General features: G+C 34.1%; 15 protein-coding genes. 7 read left to right on the forward strand and 8 right to left on the reverse strand.

Features of this window, described 5'->3' with window-relative positions; translation table 11 throughout:
- Complete coding sequence (locus F6P99_RS03430) at window positions 1–3,111, reverse strand: SusC/RagA family TonB-linked outer membrane protein (protein ID WP_152286028.1); 3,111 nt, start codon at window positions 3,109–3,111, stop codon at window positions 1–3.
- Window positions 3,112–3,465: 354 nt separating this feature from the next.
- Between F6P99_RS03430 and F6P99_RS03435 the strand changes: the two genes are divergently transcribed.
- The 5 genes from F6P99_RS03435 (at window position 3,466) to F6P99_RS03455 (ending at window position 8,354) form a co-directional block, all read left to right on the forward strand.
- The gene (locus F6P99_RS03435; protein WP_152286029.1) at window positions 3,466–4,365 is read left to right on the forward strand and encodes an AraC family transcriptional regulator; all 900 of its coding nucleotides are present in this window, start codon (window positions 3,466–3,468) and stop codon (window positions 4,363–4,365) included.
- A 182-nt stretch (window positions 4,366–4,547) separates the two neighbouring features.
- Window positions 4,548–4,979, forward strand: a complete 432-nt coding sequence (gene dut, locus F6P99_RS03440) for a dUTP diphosphatase (protein WP_152286030.1) — start codon at window positions 4,548–4,550, stop codon at window positions 4,977–4,979.
- A 48-nt stretch (window positions 4,980–5,027) separates the two neighbouring features.
- The gene (locus F6P99_RS03445; RefSeq protein ID WP_152286031.1) at window positions 5,028–6,392 is read left to right on the forward strand and encodes a serine hydrolase domain-containing protein; all 1,365 of its coding nucleotides are present in this window, start codon (window positions 5,028–5,030) and stop codon (window positions 6,390–6,392) included.
- Window positions 6,393–6,396: 4 nt separating this feature from the next.
- Window positions 6,397–7,524 (forward strand): glycerate kinase, encoded by a 1,128-nt coding sequence (locus tag F6P99_RS03450; RefSeq protein WP_152286032.1) that lies wholly within the window; start codon window positions 6,397–6,399, stop codon window positions 7,522–7,524.
- A 41-nt stretch (window positions 7,525–7,565) separates the two neighbouring features.
- Window positions 7,566–8,354, forward strand: a complete 789-nt coding sequence (locus F6P99_RS03455) for a PhzF family phenazine biosynthesis protein (protein ID WP_152286033.1) — start codon at window positions 7,566–7,568, stop codon at window positions 8,352–8,354.
- Window positions 8,355–8,407: 53 nt separating this feature from the next.
- Here F6P99_RS03455 and sufD read toward each other — a convergent pair whose 3' ends face one another.
- The 5 genes from sufD to F6P99_RS03480 form a co-directional block, all read right to left on the reverse strand.
- Window positions 8,408–9,730 carry a Fe-S cluster assembly protein SufD gene (sufD, locus tag F6P99_RS03460; RefSeq protein ID WP_152286034.1) on the reverse strand — a complete coding sequence of 441 codons (1,323 nt, stop codon included), beginning with the start codon at window positions 9,728–9,730 and terminating at the stop codon, window positions 8,408–8,410.
- A gap of 10 nt (window positions 9,731–9,740) precedes the next feature.
- The gene (gene sufC / locus F6P99_RS03465; protein ID WP_152286035.1) at window positions 9,741–10,493 is read right to left on the reverse strand and encodes a Fe-S cluster assembly ATPase SufC; all 753 of its coding nucleotides are present in this window, start codon (window positions 10,491–10,493) and stop codon (window positions 9,741–9,743) included.
- A 59-nt stretch (window positions 10,494–10,552) separates the two neighbouring features.
- Window positions 10,553–12,001 (reverse strand): Fe-S cluster assembly protein SufB, encoded by a 1,449-nt coding sequence (sufB, locus tag F6P99_RS03470; protein WP_152286036.1) that lies wholly within the window; start codon window positions 11,999–12,001, stop codon window positions 10,553–10,555.
- Window positions 12,002–12,031: 30 nt separating this feature from the next.
- Complete coding sequence (locus tag F6P99_RS03475) at window positions 12,032–12,361, reverse strand: HesB/IscA family protein (protein WP_152286037.1); 330 nt, start codon at window positions 12,359–12,361, stop codon at window positions 12,032–12,034.
- A 183-nt stretch (window positions 12,362–12,544) separates the two neighbouring features.
- On the reverse strand, window positions 12,545–12,961 hold the full coding sequence (locus tag F6P99_RS03480; RefSeq protein WP_152286038.1) for a hypothetical protein: 417 nt from the start codon (window positions 12,959–12,961) through the stop codon (window positions 12,545–12,547).
- 271 nt (window positions 12,962–13,232) lie between these two features.
- Here F6P99_RS03480 and thiL point away from each other — a divergent pair, with 271 nt between their 5' ends.
- Window positions 13,233–14,291, forward strand: coding sequence for a thiamine-phosphate kinase (gene thiL, locus F6P99_RS03485; protein WP_152286039.1), 1,059 nt, complete (start codon window positions 13,233–13,235; stop codon window positions 14,289–14,291).
- A 77-nt stretch (window positions 14,292–14,368) separates the two neighbouring features.
- On the opposite strand, the gene F6P99_RS03490 is transcribed toward thiL, so the two are convergent.
- Both F6P99_RS03490 and F6P99_RS03495 read right to left on the reverse strand, forming a co-directional pair.
- Window positions 14,369–15,757: a sulfatase-like hydrolase/transferase gene (locus tag F6P99_RS03490; protein ID WP_152286040.1), complete on the reverse strand. Its 1,389-nt coding sequence runs from the start codon at window positions 15,755–15,757 to the stop codon at window positions 14,369–14,371.
- A gap of 136 nt (window positions 15,758–15,893) precedes the next feature.
- A complete protein-coding gene (locus F6P99_RS03495; protein WP_152286041.1) occupies window positions 15,894–16,340 on the reverse strand; it encodes a hypothetical protein in 447 nt (148 codons plus the stop codon).
- 296 nt (window positions 16,341–16,636) lie between these two features.
- Between F6P99_RS03495 and F6P99_RS03500 the strand changes: the two genes are divergently transcribed.
- Complete coding sequence (locus F6P99_RS03500) at window positions 16,637–20,245, forward strand: hypothetical protein (RefSeq protein ID WP_152286042.1); 3,609 nt, start codon at window positions 16,637–16,639, stop codon at window positions 20,243–20,245.

Consider the following 20,245-nt stretch of genomic DNA (forward strand, 5'->3'; position numbering starts at 1 on the left):
TTAAAGTTTTAATTTAAGTCCCAACGTAAATGTTCTTGGAATGGGATAGGCACCCGTGTCAATATTTTTATCTACATCTGTATTTGAACCACCCCCATTAGATCTTCCAGCACTCGATATATCTGGACTATACCCTTTGTATGTAGTAAAAGTGTATAGATTTTCAACATTTACATACAGCTGTAATCTAGATAGGTGAATTTTTGAACAAACGTTACTTGAAAAATTATACGTTATATTCACATTTCTAAATCGAAAATAACTGGCATCTTGTAACCACCTACTGCTATTTGGAATATTGGTTGATGTACTACTAAAAGCTGGTATATCTGTATTTTCATTTTTTGGAGTCCATCTATTAAACAAATCGGGGCTCGTAAATGCACGACTTTGACCAAACAAACCAATAGATTTTTGATGCATTCCATTAAATGTTTGTCCTCCTTTTACACCTTCAATTAAAAAACTAAAATCTATCACACCTATTTTAAATGAATTATTAATTCCATAAATATAATCTGGCTGTGCACTACCTATTATTTTTAAATCTTCAGAATTTATTACACCATTATTATCTACATCTTCATATTTTGCATCTCCAGGCTTATTACCATATACTGCAGCGTCACTAGTTTCATTTGATTTCCAAACACCTAAATAATTATATCCATAAAAAGCACCTAGAGCTTCTCCTACTTTAATAACTGTTATTGGCGTTTCAGAATCTGCATAACGAGTTGTTGGAAGAATAAGGTCTTCATCTCCAAGACTCAACACCTCATTTTTGTTAATCGAAAAATTAAAAGATGTATTCCAAGAAAAATTTTTCTTATTTATAGGTGTTCCTCCAACAGATAATTCAAATCCTTTATTTGATATTTCACCAACATTTCTCAAAACAGTTCCACTTCCTGCATAGCTAGGCAAAGTGGTATCTATCAAAAGATCTTCTGTTTTTTTATCATAAATATCAGCTTCAATGTGTAAATTATTATCAAACAAGCCTATTTCTAGGCCAATATCGAATTGACGAGTAGTCTCCCATCTTAAATCTTCATTACCAGGCGCTCCAATTCCCAAACCAGATACGACTTCTGTTCCGGGGCCATTCGGAGAATAGTTACTCTCTCCATTTTGAATAAAATAAGGTAATGTTGCGTAAGAGCCGATTGCATGGCTACCCGAATAACCAAAACTTGATCTTAATTTTAACACATCGAAAACATCTAGTTTTTCTATAAAAGGCTCTTCAGACAATTTCCAAGCAATCGCGGCTGATGGAAATATGCTATATTTATTATCATTTTTAAACTTTGAAACACCATCCCTTCTTACTGTCGCCGTTACCAAATACTTATTATTCAACGAATAATTTAATCGCAAAGCAAAGGAGTTATAATACTCATCATAATAATAAGTATTGACAGACTGAGATTCACTCAAGCCAAGATTGTAGTATTTTAAAGAAGGTGAATTTAATCCATTGGAACTAGCTATTGTACCTTCTTCAATATAAGACCCTACTTCATAAATTCCTGTTGCTTGAAAAAAATGATTTTCGAACAATTTAGAATAATTCAATATGAAATTAAACTGACCTCTTTCTTTATCTTTATGACTTACAGACGCCCTTGAAATAACATCCTCTCCAGACTCTAATAACTCATTGTTTTCGAAAAAAGTAATTTTCTGATTGACACTTTCTAATGATCCTTGAGTTTCTAATGAAAACCCAGGATGTATCTGATATTTTAATGATACACTTGGTTGAAAATTTTTTGTAGTAGTTGTTGTTTCATTAGCCATTTGAATTCCAACAGGATTTCCTGAAACTGCACCGTATTTTGGGGTATTGTTGTAAAGTACGTCTTGAATTTCCCAAACCGGTTCTGTTGCAACCCATTGGGGTAATCTACCTATTGCACCTAATTGATGCCCAACATCACCATTGTTCAATCCTTTCTGCTTACTATTTACCAAGCTCACATTTAATTTTAATTTTTCAGACAAATCAATTACTAACTTTGCCCTTAAATTAAATCGTTCATAGTCAGAATTTATCAATATTCCTTCTTGATCTAAGTACTCACCTGACAAATAATAATCAATATTATCGCTACCACCATCGATACCTACCTTATAGTTCTTTGTAAATGCAACTCGAAACAACTCACTCTCCCAATTAGTTCCACCATTATTGTAATAGTTTTGAACTTCTTGATCAGAAAATGGAGGTTCGTATGCTCCTGGTATAAAATTCAATTCTTTATCATATGCATTGTACAATTCAGAAAACTCACCTGCTGATAAATAATCAACTTTTTTAGGCAATGTTGAAAAACTACCAAAAGTACTAAAGCTAATATTTGGGTCACCTTTTTCCCCTGATTTTGTCGCTATAATTATCACTCCATTTGCACCTCTTGAACCGTAAATTGCTGTAGAAGATGCATCTTTCAGAACTTCAATTGACTTAATATCTTCTGCACTTACAAGCTGCATATCTGCACCAATAACTCCGTCAATTACAACCAATGGTTGATTGTTACCTTTAATTGAATTAGCTCCTCTAATTCGAATTGAAGTATTTCCTCCAGGAGCTCCAGAATTTGACTTAACTTCTACACCTGCTAACCTCCCCACAAGAGCTTGTTCAATTCTAACTACAGGTTTATCTTGTATCTCGCCAATATCTACAGAACTCACAGAACCTGTTAAATCTTCTTTTTTTACTGAGCCATATCCGATCAACAATACTTCATTCAACACATTCATATCTTCTTTAAGCACAACATTGATTTCATTTTTGTTTTGAATATCAATATTTTGACTTGCAAAACCTATAAATGAAAATTTCAACATCGTAGTTGAACTCAAAACATTTAAACTAAATCTACCATCAATATCAGTTACACCTCCCGAACTATTATTTAAGGTAACAACATTTACTCCCATTAATGGAGTTCCGCTTTCATCAACTACTACTCCAGTGATTTCCTTGACACTATTTTGAGCATATGAAAAAACTGAAGTACACAACATGATTAATAAGAGCAATGAATATCGGTTGTTTTTATATTGCTTTTTTCTCTTTTTAACTAGTTTATTCATTCGTTAAGAAATTAAATTATGATTAAGTTTAATCTTGTGGCATAACAAAATACAATCTGAAATATTATAGGTCTTACCACAAAACATAAATAGGTATCTATTTATATCTCAACAAAATTACTTCCACATTTAACATAAAAACTATACTATAAAGTCGAAATGTGATACTTTTATAAAATTTTTCAAGAAAAAACAAAGAATGACGATTGGAAACATAAAAAAAGTAGTGTTTTAATAAAACACTACGTCCATTGACCAAACAAGTACTATCTATAATAAAAACCTTATCGCTTAGTAAAAAATTCATGATACTTTTATTAAAAAACGTATTTTTATTAAAATTTATGAAAGAAGATGAAAATATATTCTGAAATTACTCCACTCGAAGATAACAATATCTTTGTCATTCAAAAACATCAAAATGCACAATTTGATTATCCAATACATTTGCACCCCGAATTTGAGATTAATTTGATCTTAAATTGTTCTGGAAGTAGATTCGTCGGAGATTCAGTACATAAATTTGAAAAAACTGATCTCGTATTACTTGGTTCTAACCTATATCATAAATGGGAACGTACAGACAACCATAACTCCGTTGCTGAAGTAATTACCATTCAATTCAGCAAAGACTTCATTAAAAACAGTCTTTTAAACAACAATTCATTTAAACATATAAAGTTATTACTTGAAAACTCTAGCAGAGGTCTTTCATTTAATGATGAAACAAAAAAAGAAGTAATTCCAATTTTAAAAAAATTAATTGAAATAAAAGGGTTTGATGCTTCTCTAGAATTTTTATCAGTATTAAACCTATTGGCCAAATCAAACAACTACCAACCTCTGGCAAGTGTTGGTTTTAGTCTTAATTTTGAGCCAACCAAGAAAAAACTAATTAACAAGGTTTATGATTATATTCTGGAAAATTATAGTGATGAAACACTTAGTTTAAAAAAAGTTGCAGCACTTAATAATATGAGTGAATCTGCATTTAGTATTTTTTTTAAAAAACGAGCACATAAAAACTTTACTCAGTTTGTAATAGATTTTAGAATTAGTAAAGCGGTCAAAAGTTTACAAGAAACAAATGATAGGATACGTGAAATTGCCTTTGATTGTGGATTTAATAATATTTCTAATTTTAATAGAATTTTCAAAAAAAACACCAAACTTAGCCCAAGTCAGTATCGAGAAAAAATAAAAAAATTAAATAATTTTATCATTACCGAAACCAAGAACAACCAATATGGTTAGTTTTCAACAAACTAACTAACCCAAATATAATGTTGTTTACAATATTTACTTCTATTTGATCTGCCTAACACCACGTTTTTTCGAGTTTAATATCCTATTTACCTATTGTTCAACTATCATTTTCAATAATAAATAAATTTCTATTCCTTAACTTGCATCAAGATTACAACAAACAACTTCTTATGAAAATTCAAATTATCAATAAATCAAAACACGCACTTCCACATTACGAAACTTTGGCCTCTGCCGGAATGGATTTAAAAGCAAATATTGATGCTGCTATCGTTTTAAAACCACTAGAAAGGGCCATCATAAAAACTGGTTTATTTATAGCTTTACCAGTGGGTACAGAAGCACAAGTAAGACCGAGAAGCGGACTAGCTGCAAAAAAAGGAATCACTGTTTTAAATAGTCCCGGAACCGTTGATGCTGATTATAGAGGAGAGATTGGCGTGATTTTAGTTAACCTTTCAAACGAAGATTTTACGGTAAACGATGGTGAAAGAATCGCGCAGTTAGTTATTGCAAAACACGAAAGAGCCGAATGGGTTTCAGTTGACGAACTAGACAAAACTGAAAGAGGATTTGGTGGTTTTGGTAGCACAGGGGTTTAAATTCTAAGCAATCGATATTTTTTAGCTAAATTAGTGCAAACTCATTTTATGAAAATTATCAAGATTCTTAGTATTGTTATCATTCTCATAGGTTTTGTTATATATACACAATACCCGAAACTAAATATTATTGCTGGTTATGCTGCAAAAAACATGAGTTCCAATGTCTTTATTGCAAATAGAGCCTTTGATCATGTACACAACACAGACAATAAAGTTCCTTCAATAAAACTAGCCAAAACCGAAGTAAATAATTCTACAAAAATCACTACTTCAAGTGTCTTCGGAATTCTATCTAGAAAAGCATTTTTTCGAGAGGGACAGGGTTCAGTTGTAATTGATGATACATTTGATATCCATCAAGAATTTCTAATACCGAAACGAACAAAAAACCCTTCAACACTTCCCTACCCGTATGGTAGTGCAGAACCAATTGACACTGTATTTTCGAATATAAACTATACACGATTTGAAACTGCCATAGACAGTGCTTTTATTGAAAACAACCAAGAGTTTTTAAAAAACACACGTGCAGTTTTAGTGCTATATAGAGGACATTTAATCGCTGAAAAATATGGAGAAGGATTTGACAAAGACACTGAATTTTTAGGATGGTCGATGGCTAAAAGTTTATTAGCAACAGTCATCGGAGTTTTAGAACACAAAAAAGGATTTGATATTCATGCCCCTGTATCAAATTTTTTGCCTTTGGATGATTGGAAAAAAGACAAGCGTTCTGAAATTACAACACATCATTTATTAAAAATGATTAGTGGTTTGGCTTGGGAAGAAGATTATACCAAAATTTCTGACGTTACAAAAATGCTCTTTTTAGAAAGAGATATGACACTATCACAAACGAAAAAAGAATTAGAATTTGACCCTGGAAATCATTTTAACTACTCTTCAGGCACTACAAATGTTTTATCGGGTATACTTAGATCGCAATTTGATTCGCATCAAGAATATTTAGATTTCCCTTATGTCGAATTAATCGACAAAATAGGTATGAATTCTATGTTGTTTGAAACGGATATGGAAGGAAACTACGTAGGTTCTTCCTATGCATGGGCCACTGCACGAGATTGGGCAAAATTAGGCCAGTTGTACCTGAACAATGGTAATTGGAACGGAACACAAATTTTCAATGAAAAATGGGCCGCTTACACCGCAGAACCGACAAAAGCATCTGCAAACGAATATGGTGCTCAATTCTGGACCAATAGTGATGGATTTTTACCTGATGCACCAAAAGACATGTACTATGCAGATGGCTATCACGGTCAACGAATTTTTATTATTCCTTCTAAAGACCTTGTGATTGTTAGAACAGGATTGACTCATAAAAACAGAACGGGTTCATACGATATTATGAATTCATTGATCAAAGAAATTGTGGGTTCAATAAATTAGTGTTTTGAAAATTGTAATCGCACCAGATAAATTTAAAAGTGCTCTTAGCAGTATAGAATTTTGTTCTATTGTAAAAAAAGGCATCCAAACTCATCTTCCACAAGCCAAAGTCATTTCTTGCCCTCTTGCCGACGGTGGAGATGGAAGCCTTGATATAATTGAATTTAATCTAGTATCAGAACGCATCACCAAACCTGTTCACGACCCATTATTTGACGATATTTCTGCTACTTACCTGATTGATAAAAATACAAAAACTGCTTATATAGAAATGGCAGAAGCATCGGGTTTAAAACTCTTGAAGAAAGAAGCGTACAATTGTAAAAAAGCTTCAACCTTTGGGACTGGAGAACTGATTTTAGACGCCATAAATAGAGACGTCAAACATATCTATTTATTTATTGGTGGTAGCGCTACGAATGATGCAGGAATAGGCATGGCTGCCGCTTTGGGTTATAAATTTTTAGATAAAAACAAACAACCTTTACTACCTATCGGAGAAAACCTCGAATATCTCAGCTACATAGATACCACTGAGGCAATAGAGAGATTAAAAAACGTATCTTTTTCTGTGGCCTGTGATGTTTCTAATCCCCTATATGGCGAAAATGGAGCAGCACATGTTTACGCTTCCCAAAAGGGCGCTACTAAGTTAGATATTGAAGCATTAGATAGAGGACTCGTTAACTTCAATAAAGTTGTAGAAAATCAATTTCAGCAAAACATGCAAGAGATAAAAGGAGGAGGTGCGGCAGGTGGACTCGGAGCAGGTGCAGTACTATTTTTAAACGCTACAATTGTATCAGGTACTGAATACTTGTTAAAAGTATCAAACTTTGAAGAAAACATACAACAAGCAGATTGGGTGATTACAGGCGAAGGAAAACTAGACAACCAAACCTTGTCGGGTAAAACCCTATCTGGAGTTATCGAAAAGTCAAAACGACAAAAGATTCCTGTCGCTATATTTTGCGGTATTAATTCACTTACACAAACCGAACTCGAAACACTAGAAATTGATTATTTAGTTGCCATATCTAAAAAAGAAATCACCCTTGAAGATGCCATAAAAAATAGCAAGCACAATCTTCTAAAAGCAACGGAAGATTTTTGCAAACAGCTTATTCGATAAACTCTCAAAAGAACCTATCTTTGATGTAAATCTAAACCGCTATGAAACAAACACTTTATCAAATAGACGCATTTACTGACTCAACATTTGGAGGAAACCCTGCAGCCGTATGCATTTTGAATGAATGGCTAGAAGACTCTCTAATGCAAAAAATTGCGCTGGAAAATAATTTGTCTGAAACTGCATTTGCAGTTAAAAAAAATGGTCTCTATGAGATTCGATGGTTTACTCCAACAGTTGAAATTGATTTATGTGGACATGCGACCCTAGCCACAGCATTTGTTTTGTTCAGATATTTCGAAACCGATAAAAAAATAATTGAACTTATTTCGCACCGAAGCGGAACATTAAAGGTAACTCTAGAAAATACGGGAAAGCTAACTTTAGACTTCCCCATAGACGTACCTAAAATAACCGATGAGAATCTAGCATTAAACAACGCGATTGGTAAAACTCCAAAAAAATCATTTAAAAGTACTTTTGATTATATGTTGGTCTATGACTCGCAAAAAGAAATAGAAAGTATACAACCTGATTTAAACGCGTTGTCTAAAATTGAAACGAGAGGAGTTATCGTTACGAGTCCTGGAAAAAATGTCGATTTCGTTTCGAGATATTTTGCACCTGCTTCTGGCATTGATGAAGATCCGGTAACAGGTTCTGCACACTGCACACTTACACCATATTGGAAAGAGCGCCTAAACAAAGAAAACCTTACTGCAAAACAAGTATCTAAAAGAGGTGGTGAGCTTTCATGTAAACTGAAAGAAGACAGAGTCTATATTTCTGGAAAATGTGTCCTCTATATGATTGGAGAAATCTATTTATAAACAAAAAAGCGAACCATATTTGGTCCGCTTTTTTTATATCTTAAATCAATCGATTACAAATCAAAACCGATTTTCACATCTAATTTCTTTGCGATAATTTCGTTGATTTTTGTTTTCAATTCTGGAATTTTCACATCTTTCAACGCATCATTCGAAAAGGCATACATCAACAAAGCTTTCGCCTCCTTTTTTGGAATACCACGTTGTTGCATGTAAAACAATGCACTTTCATCTAATTGACCGATTGTACAACCATGAGAACATTTTACGTCATCAGCAAAAATTTCTAATTGTGGTTTCGAATTCACAGATGCTTTATCACTAACAACCACATTGTTGTTTTGTTGGTAAGCATTGATCTTTTGAGCCGCTTGTTCTACAATAACTTTACCGTTAAATACTCCGGTCGAATTGCCATCATAAATTCCTTTATACATTTCATGAGACTCACAGTTAGGTGCTTTGTGCTCAACCAACGTATGATTATCTACATGCTGCTTTCCATTCAAAATAGAAATTCCATTCATATGAGAAACACAGTGCTCTCCATTTTGATAAAACTCTAAATTATTACGTGTCAACTTACCTCCAAATGAAAAAGTATGTACAGAACCTACACTGTCTCTTTGTTGAGAAACGAATGTACTATCTATTAGAGAAGCCGTTTCAACATCGTTCTGCATTTTATACACATCAACAATCCCTCTTTTATTTACAAAAACTTCAGTTACAGAATTTGTAAGTGTCGTATTAGATGTCAAACTTTGATGACGTTCGATAATTTGAACATGTGCATTTTCACCAACAATTACAAGATTTCTAGGCTGAATCAAGATTTCTTGCTCGTTCCCTGTTGAAAAATTAATAATTTGAATCGGCTTTGGCACTACTTTATTCTTCGGAATATTGATATAAGCCCCCTCATGAGAAAAAGCAGTATTCAAATCAGAAAGACTATTTTTTTCACCAGCTAGTTTGTTAAAGTATGCATCGATAACCATTTTGTATTTAGGTTTTGTCAATGCAGAAGACATCACACAGATATCTAAACCGTCGTGTGTTGTTTCAGATAAAAACGAACTAAACTTTCCGTCAATAAAAACAAGATTGTAACAATCTGTTTCATTAACAAAATATTTTTTTACATCCTTATATGCTAAAGTTTCTTCACTTTTAGGAAACACATTATAATCGTGTTTCAATATGGCATTTAAGCTTGTATATTTCCATTCCTCGTCTTTTTTGGTAGGAAAACCCTTGCTCTCAAAATCGCTAAATGCTTTCGAGCGAATATCGTGAACTGTTGAGTCGATATCTACCTCAACCTTATTTTCAAAGGCCAAAAAAGAGGATACTAATTTTTCTTTTAATTCCATTTTTTTGAAATTATGCGTTCAACTCTTCTTTGATCCAATCGTATCCTTTCTCTTCTAATTCTAAAGCCAATTCTTTGGTACCTGACTTAACAATTTTTCCATCATGCAATACATGAACAAAATCTGGAACGATATAATCTAACAGACGTTGGTAATGCGTAATTACGATCACTGCATTGTCTTTAGATTTTAATTTGTTTACTCCGTTTGCAACGATACGTAACGCATCGATATCTAAACCTGAATCCGTTTCATCTAAAATGGCCAATTTAGGCTCTAACATCGCCATTTGAAAAATCTCATTTCTCTTTTTCTCACCTCCAGAAAACCCTTCGTTTAATGAACGTGATAAGAACTTTCTATCAATTTCTAACAACTCAGATTTTTCGCGAATTTTTTTCAATAAATCTTTTGCTGGTAATTCTTCTAAACCTTGTGCTTTTCTAGACTCGTTGATAGAAGATTTGATAAAGTTTGTCACCGTAACACCAGGGATTTCTACTGGATATTGGAATGACAAAAACACACCTGCATGTGCTCTTTCTTCAGGAGCTAATTCACTGATGTCTTCTCCGTTCAATTCAATAGACCCACCTGTAACTTCATATTCTTCTTTACCTGCAATAACAGAAGCCATCGTACTTTTACCCGCACCATTAGGACCCATAATTGCATGTACTTCACCTGCTTTAACTTCGATATTCAATCCTTTCAAGATTTCTTTATCTTCTATTCTTGCCTGTAAATTCTCAATCTTTAACATCTTGATTTGTATTTTTAGCCTTTCGGACTTTTAATTTCTTATTTAATTGTTTGTAACTATTATCCAACAGATCCTTCAAGACTGATTTCTAATAATTTTTGTGCTTCAACGGCAAACTCCATTGGTAATTTATTCAATACATCTTTACTGAAACCGTTCACAATTAATGCAATCGCTTTTTCAGTATCTATACCTCTTTGATTACAGTAAAACAATTGGTCTTCACCAATTTTACTAGTAGTCGCTTCATGCTCTACTTGTGCAGTAGAATTTTTAGCTTCTATATAAGGAAATGTATGTGCACCGCATTGATCTCCCATCAACAAAGAATCACATTGTGAGAAATTACGTGCGTTGGCAGCTCTTGAATTGATTTGCACCAATCCTCTGTAACTGTTTTGAGATTTACCTGCCGAGATTCCTTTTGAAATAATAGTACTCTTGGTATTCTTACCAATGTGTATCATTTTTGTTCCGGTGTCAGCTTGTTGATAGTTATTGGTAACTGCTATCGAATAAAACTCTCCAACCGAATTGTTTCCTTTTAAGATACAAGACGGGTATTTCCAAGTAACAGCAGAACCTGTTTCAACCTGTGTCCAAGAAATTTTAGCATTGGTTTCGCAAATACCTCTTTTGGTTACAAAATTATAGACCCCACCGCTTCCTTCTTTATCTCCAGGGAACCAGTTTTGAACTGTAGAATATTTGATCTCGGCATCGTCTAAAGCGATCAACTCAACTACTGCTGCGTGCAATTGATTTTCATCACGAGCTGGAGCAGTACATCCTTCTAAATAACTTACATAACTGCTTTCATCAGCAATCAGCAAAGTACGCTCAAATTGTCCGGTACCACCTTCGTTAATTCTAAAGTAGGTTGATAATTCCATTGGACATTTAACCCCTTTTGGAATATAACAAAACGAACCGTCAGTAAAAACCGCAGAATTTAAAGCCGCATAAAAGTTATCTGTTTTTGGAACTACTGTTCCCATATATTTCTTCACCAATTCAGGATGCTCTTGAATAGCTTCTGATATTGGCATAAAAATAATCCCTTTTTCTGCTAATGTTTTTTTGAAGGTTGTTGCTACAGAGACAGAATCAACTACAATATCAACTGCAACTCCTTGTAATTTCTTTTGTTCATCTACAGAAATACCAAGTTTTTTATACATCTCTAACAACTCTGGATCAACATCATCTAGGGTTTTGTTCGGATCTGCTTTTTTAGGAGCTGAATAATAACTGATCGCTTGAAAATCTGGTTTTTCGTAACGAACATTTGCCCATTCAGGCTCTTCCATTTGTTCCCAAATTCTGAATGCGTCTAAACGCCACTCAGTCATCCATTCTGGCTCATTCTTTTTCTTAGAAATTGCACGAATTACATCTTCATTTAGACCAATAGGAAACGTTTCCGATTCAATATCTGTGTAAAAACCATACTCATATTCTTGAGTTTCTAGTTCTTTTTTTAAATCGTCTTCTGTATACTTTGACATGATTAATTTAGTATTAAAAAAGTTAATAAGTTAAAGAGAAAACGACTCTCCACAACCGCAAGTTCTACTTGCATTTGGGTTGTTAAAAACAAAACCGGTACCGTTTAATCCTCCAGAATACTCTAAAGTAGTACCTACTAGGTATAAGAAACTCTTTTTGTCAACAATAATTTTCACTCCATTGTCTTCAAAAACTTTGTCTTCTTCGCTTGAATTTTTATCAAAATTTAGATCGTAAGACAAACCTGAGCACCCACCACTTTTAACGCCAACTCTAACAAAATCAGTAGCAGAATCGTATCCGTCATCTGCCATCAACTCGACAACTTTCTTTTTTGCTATGTCTGAAACTTTTATCATAATTAAACTCTTAGCTTATTAAGTGTTTGCAAAGATACAATTTGCAAACCGCATTTAGAACAATTCTAACTTGTATTTATTTATATACCAATAGAGGTTCTTTATATGGAAAACTTACAGCGAAAAACAAAAAATCCGATTTCTACAAACATGTAAAAACCGGAATTCAATTATCTGAATAAATTACCATCGGTATGTGAGACCGATAAAACTGCTTAAACGCCAGGGATCTTCTTCGTCATAACGAACAACCAAATCGGTTCTATACTTCAAATTACCCAAAAATGTTAGCCCTAAATTTTTATTAAAAAAATAACGAAACTCTCCATTAAGCTCAAAAAAGTTCTCTTTTACATCGAGTTCTTTTCGAACAATAACACCAAAACCTGGACCTATCGCAAATTCCCATCGATTAAATCTATTTTGTGAATCTTTGATTAAGAATAAATAATTTACCCCAACCCCTAATGCTCCATAACTGATGGCATCAAAAGTTTCTAAAAACAAAGTATACTCCATGTGTTTTCTTCGATGCGCAAATCGAAACAGCAAATTCCATTCACCTTCTTCACTTGTTTCGTAAGGTCCTAACAATTTCATTTTTGGATCATAGCCCAAAGAAACACGAAAATCCTTTTCTTTTTGAGCAAAGGAAGTTCTGTTTAGAAATAGAAAAAGTAGGCAAAAAATAAAAATACTTTTGAAGGGTTTCATAGCTTAGAAGGTTTAGTTGTTTGCACTGTTTCTAAAGTAGTTATTAAAAACTAAAATTCAAAACACGAGTTGAAGCGTTAATAAAAATTCATTTCATCACTTAAATTGGGTAAACTCGAAAAAAAGCAAGATTTTTGCAATTCGAAAACTAAAAACAATGTTAGAAGATAAAACACCCAACAAAACGAGTTTGGCTGAATTAGGAGAATTTGGTTTGATCAAACATTTAACGGAGCATTTTACAATCTCCCGTGAGTCTACAGAAAAAGGCATCGGAGATGACGCTGCGGTCATAGATCATAACGAACTAAAAACTCTTGTTACTACCGATTTATTAGTAGAAGGCATTCATTTTAATTTGATGTACATGCCACTAAAACATTTAGGATACAAATCGGTCATGGTAAATTTATCTGATGTGTATGCCATGAATGGTGAAGCCACTCAAATCACAGTTTCTATTGCGGTTTCAAACCGTTTTCCTTTAGAGGCTTTGGAAGAGCTGTATGCAGGGATTCAATTGGCGTGTAAAACATACAACGTTGATTTAATTGGGGGAGACACTACTTCATCTCAAACTGGATTGTTGATCAGTGTAACTGCTTTAGGAACCGCTAAAAAAGAAGATATTGTTTACCGCAATAATGCAAAACCAAACGATCTATTGGTTGTAACAGGCGACCTTGGTGCTGCGTATTTAGGATTGCAAGTTCTAGAAAGAGAACGTAAAGTTTTTGAAGTAAACCCAAATGCACAACCCGATTTAGACCAATACACATACTTGGTTGAAAGACAATTAAAACCTGAAGCAAGAAAAGACATTCCTAAGCTTTTAAAAGATCTTGGAGTCTTGCCAACTAGTATGATTGATATTTCAGATGGACTGTCATCAGAGGTGATTCACTTGTGCAAAAACTCTGAAGTTGGTTGCAATGTTTTCGAAGACAAACTACCTTTAGACCCTCAAGTAATTTCTACAGCTGAAGAGTTCAATATGGACAGTACCATGATTGCACTAAACGGTGGTGAAGATTACGAATTGTTGTTCACCATTTCTCAAGACGACTTTGAAAAAATAAAAGCAAATCCACATTTCTCAATCATCGGGCATATGACCGAAAAAAATGAAGGTATCAATTTGGTGACACGTGCAAATCAAAAAATGGAATTAACTGCACAAGGTTGGGATGCTATGTTGAAAAAAGAAAAGGAATAATACCCTTTTTCATTTTTAAAAACAAAAAGTACCCTTCGACAAACGAAGGGTACTTTTTTTAAAACCATTTTCTCTAACTATTCTCCTCTTACTCTTTTCCCTTCTAACAAAAGATTGTTATAATTTTCTTGCTGCGTAGTCGACAAATTTCCAATCAACAAATTTGTTACCTCGTAAGGATCTGCCGATAAATCGTACAATTCTTTCACATCAGTATCTATTTCATAAATCAACTTATAAGTAGCATTTCTTACTGCGTAGTGACCATTATCGTTCCCTTCTCCGGGAACCTCGGTATAGATATATTCTTTCGAAGCAGCACCGGCATCATTCAACAAACTTTTTACACTTTTACTTTGGTAAATTTCAGAAACATCGACCCCAGCCAACTCTGCAATAGTTGCGTACAAATCTACGGTATGCACCAATGCTTCAGACTCGCGCCCCACACGCGTTCCTAAACCGGAAACTACAAAAGGTACATTGATACCCCCTTGATAAATCGATCCTTTACAATGCTTGTCATTATCTGTATACTGCGATACTCTAACAGGAGTACCATTATCTCCAACATAGATTATGATGGTATTTTCTTTTTCAGCTTCAGACATCGAGTCAATAAACCTTCCCATTTCGTAATCCATAGCCTCTAACATTGCTAAATACATATACAAATTCGTACTTGGTCTACCTTGTGAGGCATTTGAAATTAAATAATCATCTGGCATATGAAAAGGGGTATGCGCAGCATTATAAGCCAACCAGATAAACCAAGGTTTGGTTTGTTCATCACGCCAATCCATTGCAAGTTGGGTATATTTCGTTGTTGAATAATTTTCCATTCGCTCAGCATCTGTTGTCGATGAAAGCGTAGTAAGAGTTTCATTTTCTATCAAATCATACGACCAGTAATCAGGAACGCCTGAAGATAAATTTCCGCTAAAAGTACCCACTTTGGTATCATTTGTAGGATGATCTACATCGTGCCCTAAATGCCATTTTCCAAAAACTGCCGTTGAATAGGCATTGCTTGTATTTTCATTGATATACGATTGCAAAGATTTGTGGGAACTTGACAAAGAAACATTTCCTCCTGGTGCTTTTATACCATTTTGAACACCGTGTTTGCCTGTAATAATAGAAGCTCTCGTAGGAGAACACCTCGCATAAGCCCATGCGTTATCGAAAACCAAACCATTGTTCATCAATTTTTCAAGATTGGGCATCTCTGGTTTTATTGCATTCAGATCCTCTAAATAGTTTGGAGTAGCATCAAGACTAACATCATCAGCAATGATCAACAAAATATTTGGGTGTTCTAAGTCTTGTGGCGCTTCGTCTTCTTCTATGGACTCTTCGATCAACTCTTCGTCGGCAGGGACTTCATCTTCTTCTATAATAGAACTTGAGCAACTAACAGTTGTTAAAAACAAAAAAAAGAAAAGATAGTAGTATATTTTTTTCATGTTACGTAGTATTGGTTTGTACTAGGGGTTTGTATAATAACAAACTCAAACTAGAAAACCCTACTATTAAAAATTCCATTAATAAATATTAAAATCTTTTTGAATACCAAAAACTACAAATTCAAGAGATTAATTCTCAAGGCCAGACAAAAACAACACCCACAAAACAATTAATTTTCATTTTAAAATTATCTTGATATATTTTTTCTAAATCACTTCGATAACGATAATTCACACCTGCCTCTACTCCCATATTTTTAATAAAAAAATATCGGACACTTCCGTTCAATGCAAAATTGAATTTCAATACATCTTGATCGATATTTCTTTTAATGAATCCCACTTCAACTCCAATGGGAACTATCCAATGATGAAATTTTCTTGGTTGTTTTTCTAAGAGAATTTTATAGTTGTAAAACAACCCAAAACTATAATAATCTATTGCAGGAAACAATTCAGTATACAAACCTATTTCGTAATTCAATGAATGACATGCCAGACGAATTGTAAGATCTAATTCACCGTGTTCACTTGTCTCATACGGACCATGAACAGCCATTTTCGGATCAAACGAAAACGACAACAAGCCCTGCTTTTGTGCCCAACAGTTTGAACTTAACGAGACTAGAAAAAAAACTAAAAAGAATGATAATTTTATAGAACACCCCATAACATATATTTCTCATAGCTAAAACTTTAGGGGTTCTCCTAAAATACATAAAAAGTTTGAATTAACATTTGTTAAACTCAATGTTTTTTTGCTAAAAACATTTTATTTCGTTGCTATTAGCACCCAATAGTTGTCTAGACAACTATTAATATTTTCTTTATTATTAATTATATCTTATATTTAATATTTTTGATTTTCTATTTAAAAACATGAAAAAGCTTTTTCCGTTACTATATTTCTTCTTTCTAAGCCTCTGTGCTTCGGCTCAAAATTTTTCTATAGATGGAATTACTGGAATTAGTTTTTCTGAGTCCGACTCTAATTATAATTTAACCATTACCGAATCTTTTACGGCCTATGGAATATTGGTAGCTCCCAACAATGTTACTTTGAATTATAATTCCGTTGACAACAGTTTCGATATTTCTGGGGCGGTTGAAATTTCTTTTGATGACGAAGTTATCAATACAGACCTTGAATTATCGGTATCAAATAGAGTTATAGAATCTCTTCTATTCGACATTAACAATGATTTTCAATTTAAAGATTTAACTATCTCTCCTGATACATTCGGATTTGAATGGGACAAAACAAACCAACAGTTCGAAATGTTTGGTACCATTGATAGCTCGATTGAATCGAATGATATTTCTTTATCTCTCGGAGATGCTGACTCTCCTGGTATCATAATTCAAAATGGAATTGTCGAAAGTATAGACATGAGAGTTACCAGCAACTTTGACTTATACGACCTAACATTGAATCCAAATGACCTGACATTTTCATACAACAAATCTTCAGATCAGTTCGAAATGTACGGAAACTTAACCGTTACTTTTGATAGTGAAAGTATGGATGTCAATCTTGGTGATTCTGACTCTCCTGGTTTACTATATAAAACCAGTAGTATAGAAGCTTTGCAATTTGGAATCACGGCAGATTTTGAATTAAAAGGCATAACATTCTCGCCCGAAAATTTAAGTTTTGACTGGGATAAAAACAATAATTACTTCGAAATATATGGGGCTCTCAACAGTACCATTGATGGAAATGACTTAGCTTTATCTCTAGGTGACTCAGACACACCAGGATTGGTAATCACAAACGGTATTCTTACAGATTTTAATGCAGGTATTACTGCAGATTTCAACTTAAAAGGATTTGAGTTTAAACCAACAGACCTGACATTTCAATACACTAAATCAAGCAATCAATTCGAAATGTATGGTGCTTTGGATGTTGCTTTCGACGGAGAGTCCGTAGCTGTGAATTTAGGAGACGCATCTGTTCCCGGATTGATTTATAAGAACAAAATTGTGGAAGAAATAAACTTTGGTGTTACTGAAGACTTTCGACTTAAGAACCTACTAATAAAAGCTGATAATCTCACATTTTTCTATAAAAAATCTGGAAACCAATTCGAAATGTATGGAGACATTAAAATTACCTTCTCTAGCAATACGGTTGAAGCGGATATGGGAGACAGTTCTGATCCGGGATTTATTTATAAAAATGGAAAAATCACGCAAGTAAATATCGGAATCACAGAAGATTTTAAAATGTCTGGGTTGCACATTCAAGCAAAAGATTTAGGTGTTGAATGGCAAAGCGACAATGTTTATCACGTATTCGGGGATGCGGATTTAAGTATCGCCCACGAATCTATTGATGCAGATTTTGGAACTTCATCAGATCCAGGTTTTATTATTCGAGATGATCATTGGCATTATTTTAACGTAGACATCAACAGTGATATAAAGCTAGGAAACCTAGAAGTGATTGCAAAAGACCTAGACATCAAATACGATGGAAAATTTGAAGTCACTGGAGAATTAGAAGTAAAAGAGGTGTTTTCTCTTGCAGTAACACTAGGTAAAGGAAATCAAGCTGGTTTAGAAGTTGATGTAAGTGGTAGTGAACCTCGATTTAAAGTCGAAGACCTTACTATTGATATTGAACATGCAAATTTAGGAGCCTTAGACCTAAAACAACTAAAACTTGAATTTAACAGTCATGGTATCGTTGAATCTGATGTAAAAGTGACTTTCCCTGAAGGATGGGAAGTAGATGCCGATCTGAAATTTGCCGGAAATCCTGCAAAGATTGACGCAATTGATATTGCATACAGAGCTGATAATCTTGCCGAAGCTATCGAAATTTTTGAAGGTGTACAGCTCACCTACCTAGAAGGAAATGTCAAAAACATTACCCATCCGTCAAAACTTGAAGTAGGTGGTACAATTGGTACTATTTACGGAGGCGGATTTACTTTAGCGGGAAAGTCCGCAACATTTTTAGAAATGACAGATGAAGTAACCGTCACTAAAAGTTCTTTCGACATTAAAGGAGATGTAAATGTGGGTGCATATCGTTCAGGAACAAATTCTTGGCATTCTATACTCGGTCATGGAGATATCGATTTTTATGCAAGGTTTGGACATTATGTAAAAGTGAACGCCGACGCCAAATACCCTGGAGATCCACTTATTGAAGCTGATATAAATGCATATTTAGATAATCATGGTCACTTTGATGCATTACTCGATGTTGAGTTTATTGTACCGCATTGGGTCCCATTCATTGGAGGAAAACATTATGGAAGTATTGATGGTGCTGTTCGATATAAAAAAGGATACCTACACGACAGTTTTGGAGCTGCTTGGGTAAGAATCAAAACATTTTGGCACACGTATCACGTAGGGGCCAAATATAATTTTGGATCAAGACATGTTAGTTCTATTGGTAGCGGATCTATCAGCTCAATTCAAAGAACCATTCAGAATGACGAACGAAAAGGAAATTCTAAAAAAACTGCAGCAACAACGAGTGTTGTTCATACTTTTACTGTCCCACAACCTACCCCTAATTCTATGTTGATTGACATTGATTGGGACGGTGAAGTATCCGAAGCTCTTGTGCATGTTATAGGTCCAGAAGGAATTTACGAATTGACGAAAGCAGTAGTTCTTGAAGAGAACGATATTAGCACTACTCCAACAATGGGATATGAAGAAAACATGACTACCATTGTTAAAGATACAGTAACTACATTTTTGCTTACCACACCTTCTGCTTTTAGTCAAGAAGAAATCATACATTCCGACTTAATTCAAGGACGCTATCAGTTAGTTATTTCTTTTCCAGATGTTGCAACTGAAATAGACACCATTCAGATCAAACCAAAATGGCAATTTCCGGCAGCTGAAATAACTGCTACAAAAAATGATGAAAACGAATTTGATCTTGACATAGCCTATTGGTCTTCTTTACCTGATTCTACATATGTATCCTTTTATGCAAATACAACTGCATCTTATGAAGATTCTAGATTGATAAATCACATCAAAGCTTCTAATTTTGATGACGAGGGTTATGGAGTTGAAAGTTTAACTTATGCACCTCACACTTTCGAAAACACGACTAATGATTTATATTTTTATGCAGTTATTGAGGATGGCGTCAATCCTCCATTGACTTCAGAAATTACCTCATCATATTCTCATACTCCAGATCTACATGGAACAATTTCATTTTCAAATTCTGTAACTGATTTAGACCTTACGGGACTGCGAATTTTTGTGGATGAAGATGATGATGGCTTCTTCGATACCAAATCTACAGGTGGTTTAGAAAAATTTTCACTGTCAAATTTAACAGGGGAGTTTTCATTTAGAGATTTAGATGTAGGCACCTACCCGATTCGAGTGGTACTACCTGATGGATATAGAATTACAGGACATACAGATCGGTTTTCTTCGTTAAGCATCACCTTTGACGGGACTCCTATTGAATTAAACTTTGAAATTGAAACGTATTAA

The organism is Flavicella marina (assembly GCF_009193215.1).
Taxonomy (GTDB): domain Bacteria; phylum Bacteroidota; class Bacteroidia; order Flavobacteriales; family Flavobacteriaceae; genus Flavicella; species Flavicella marina.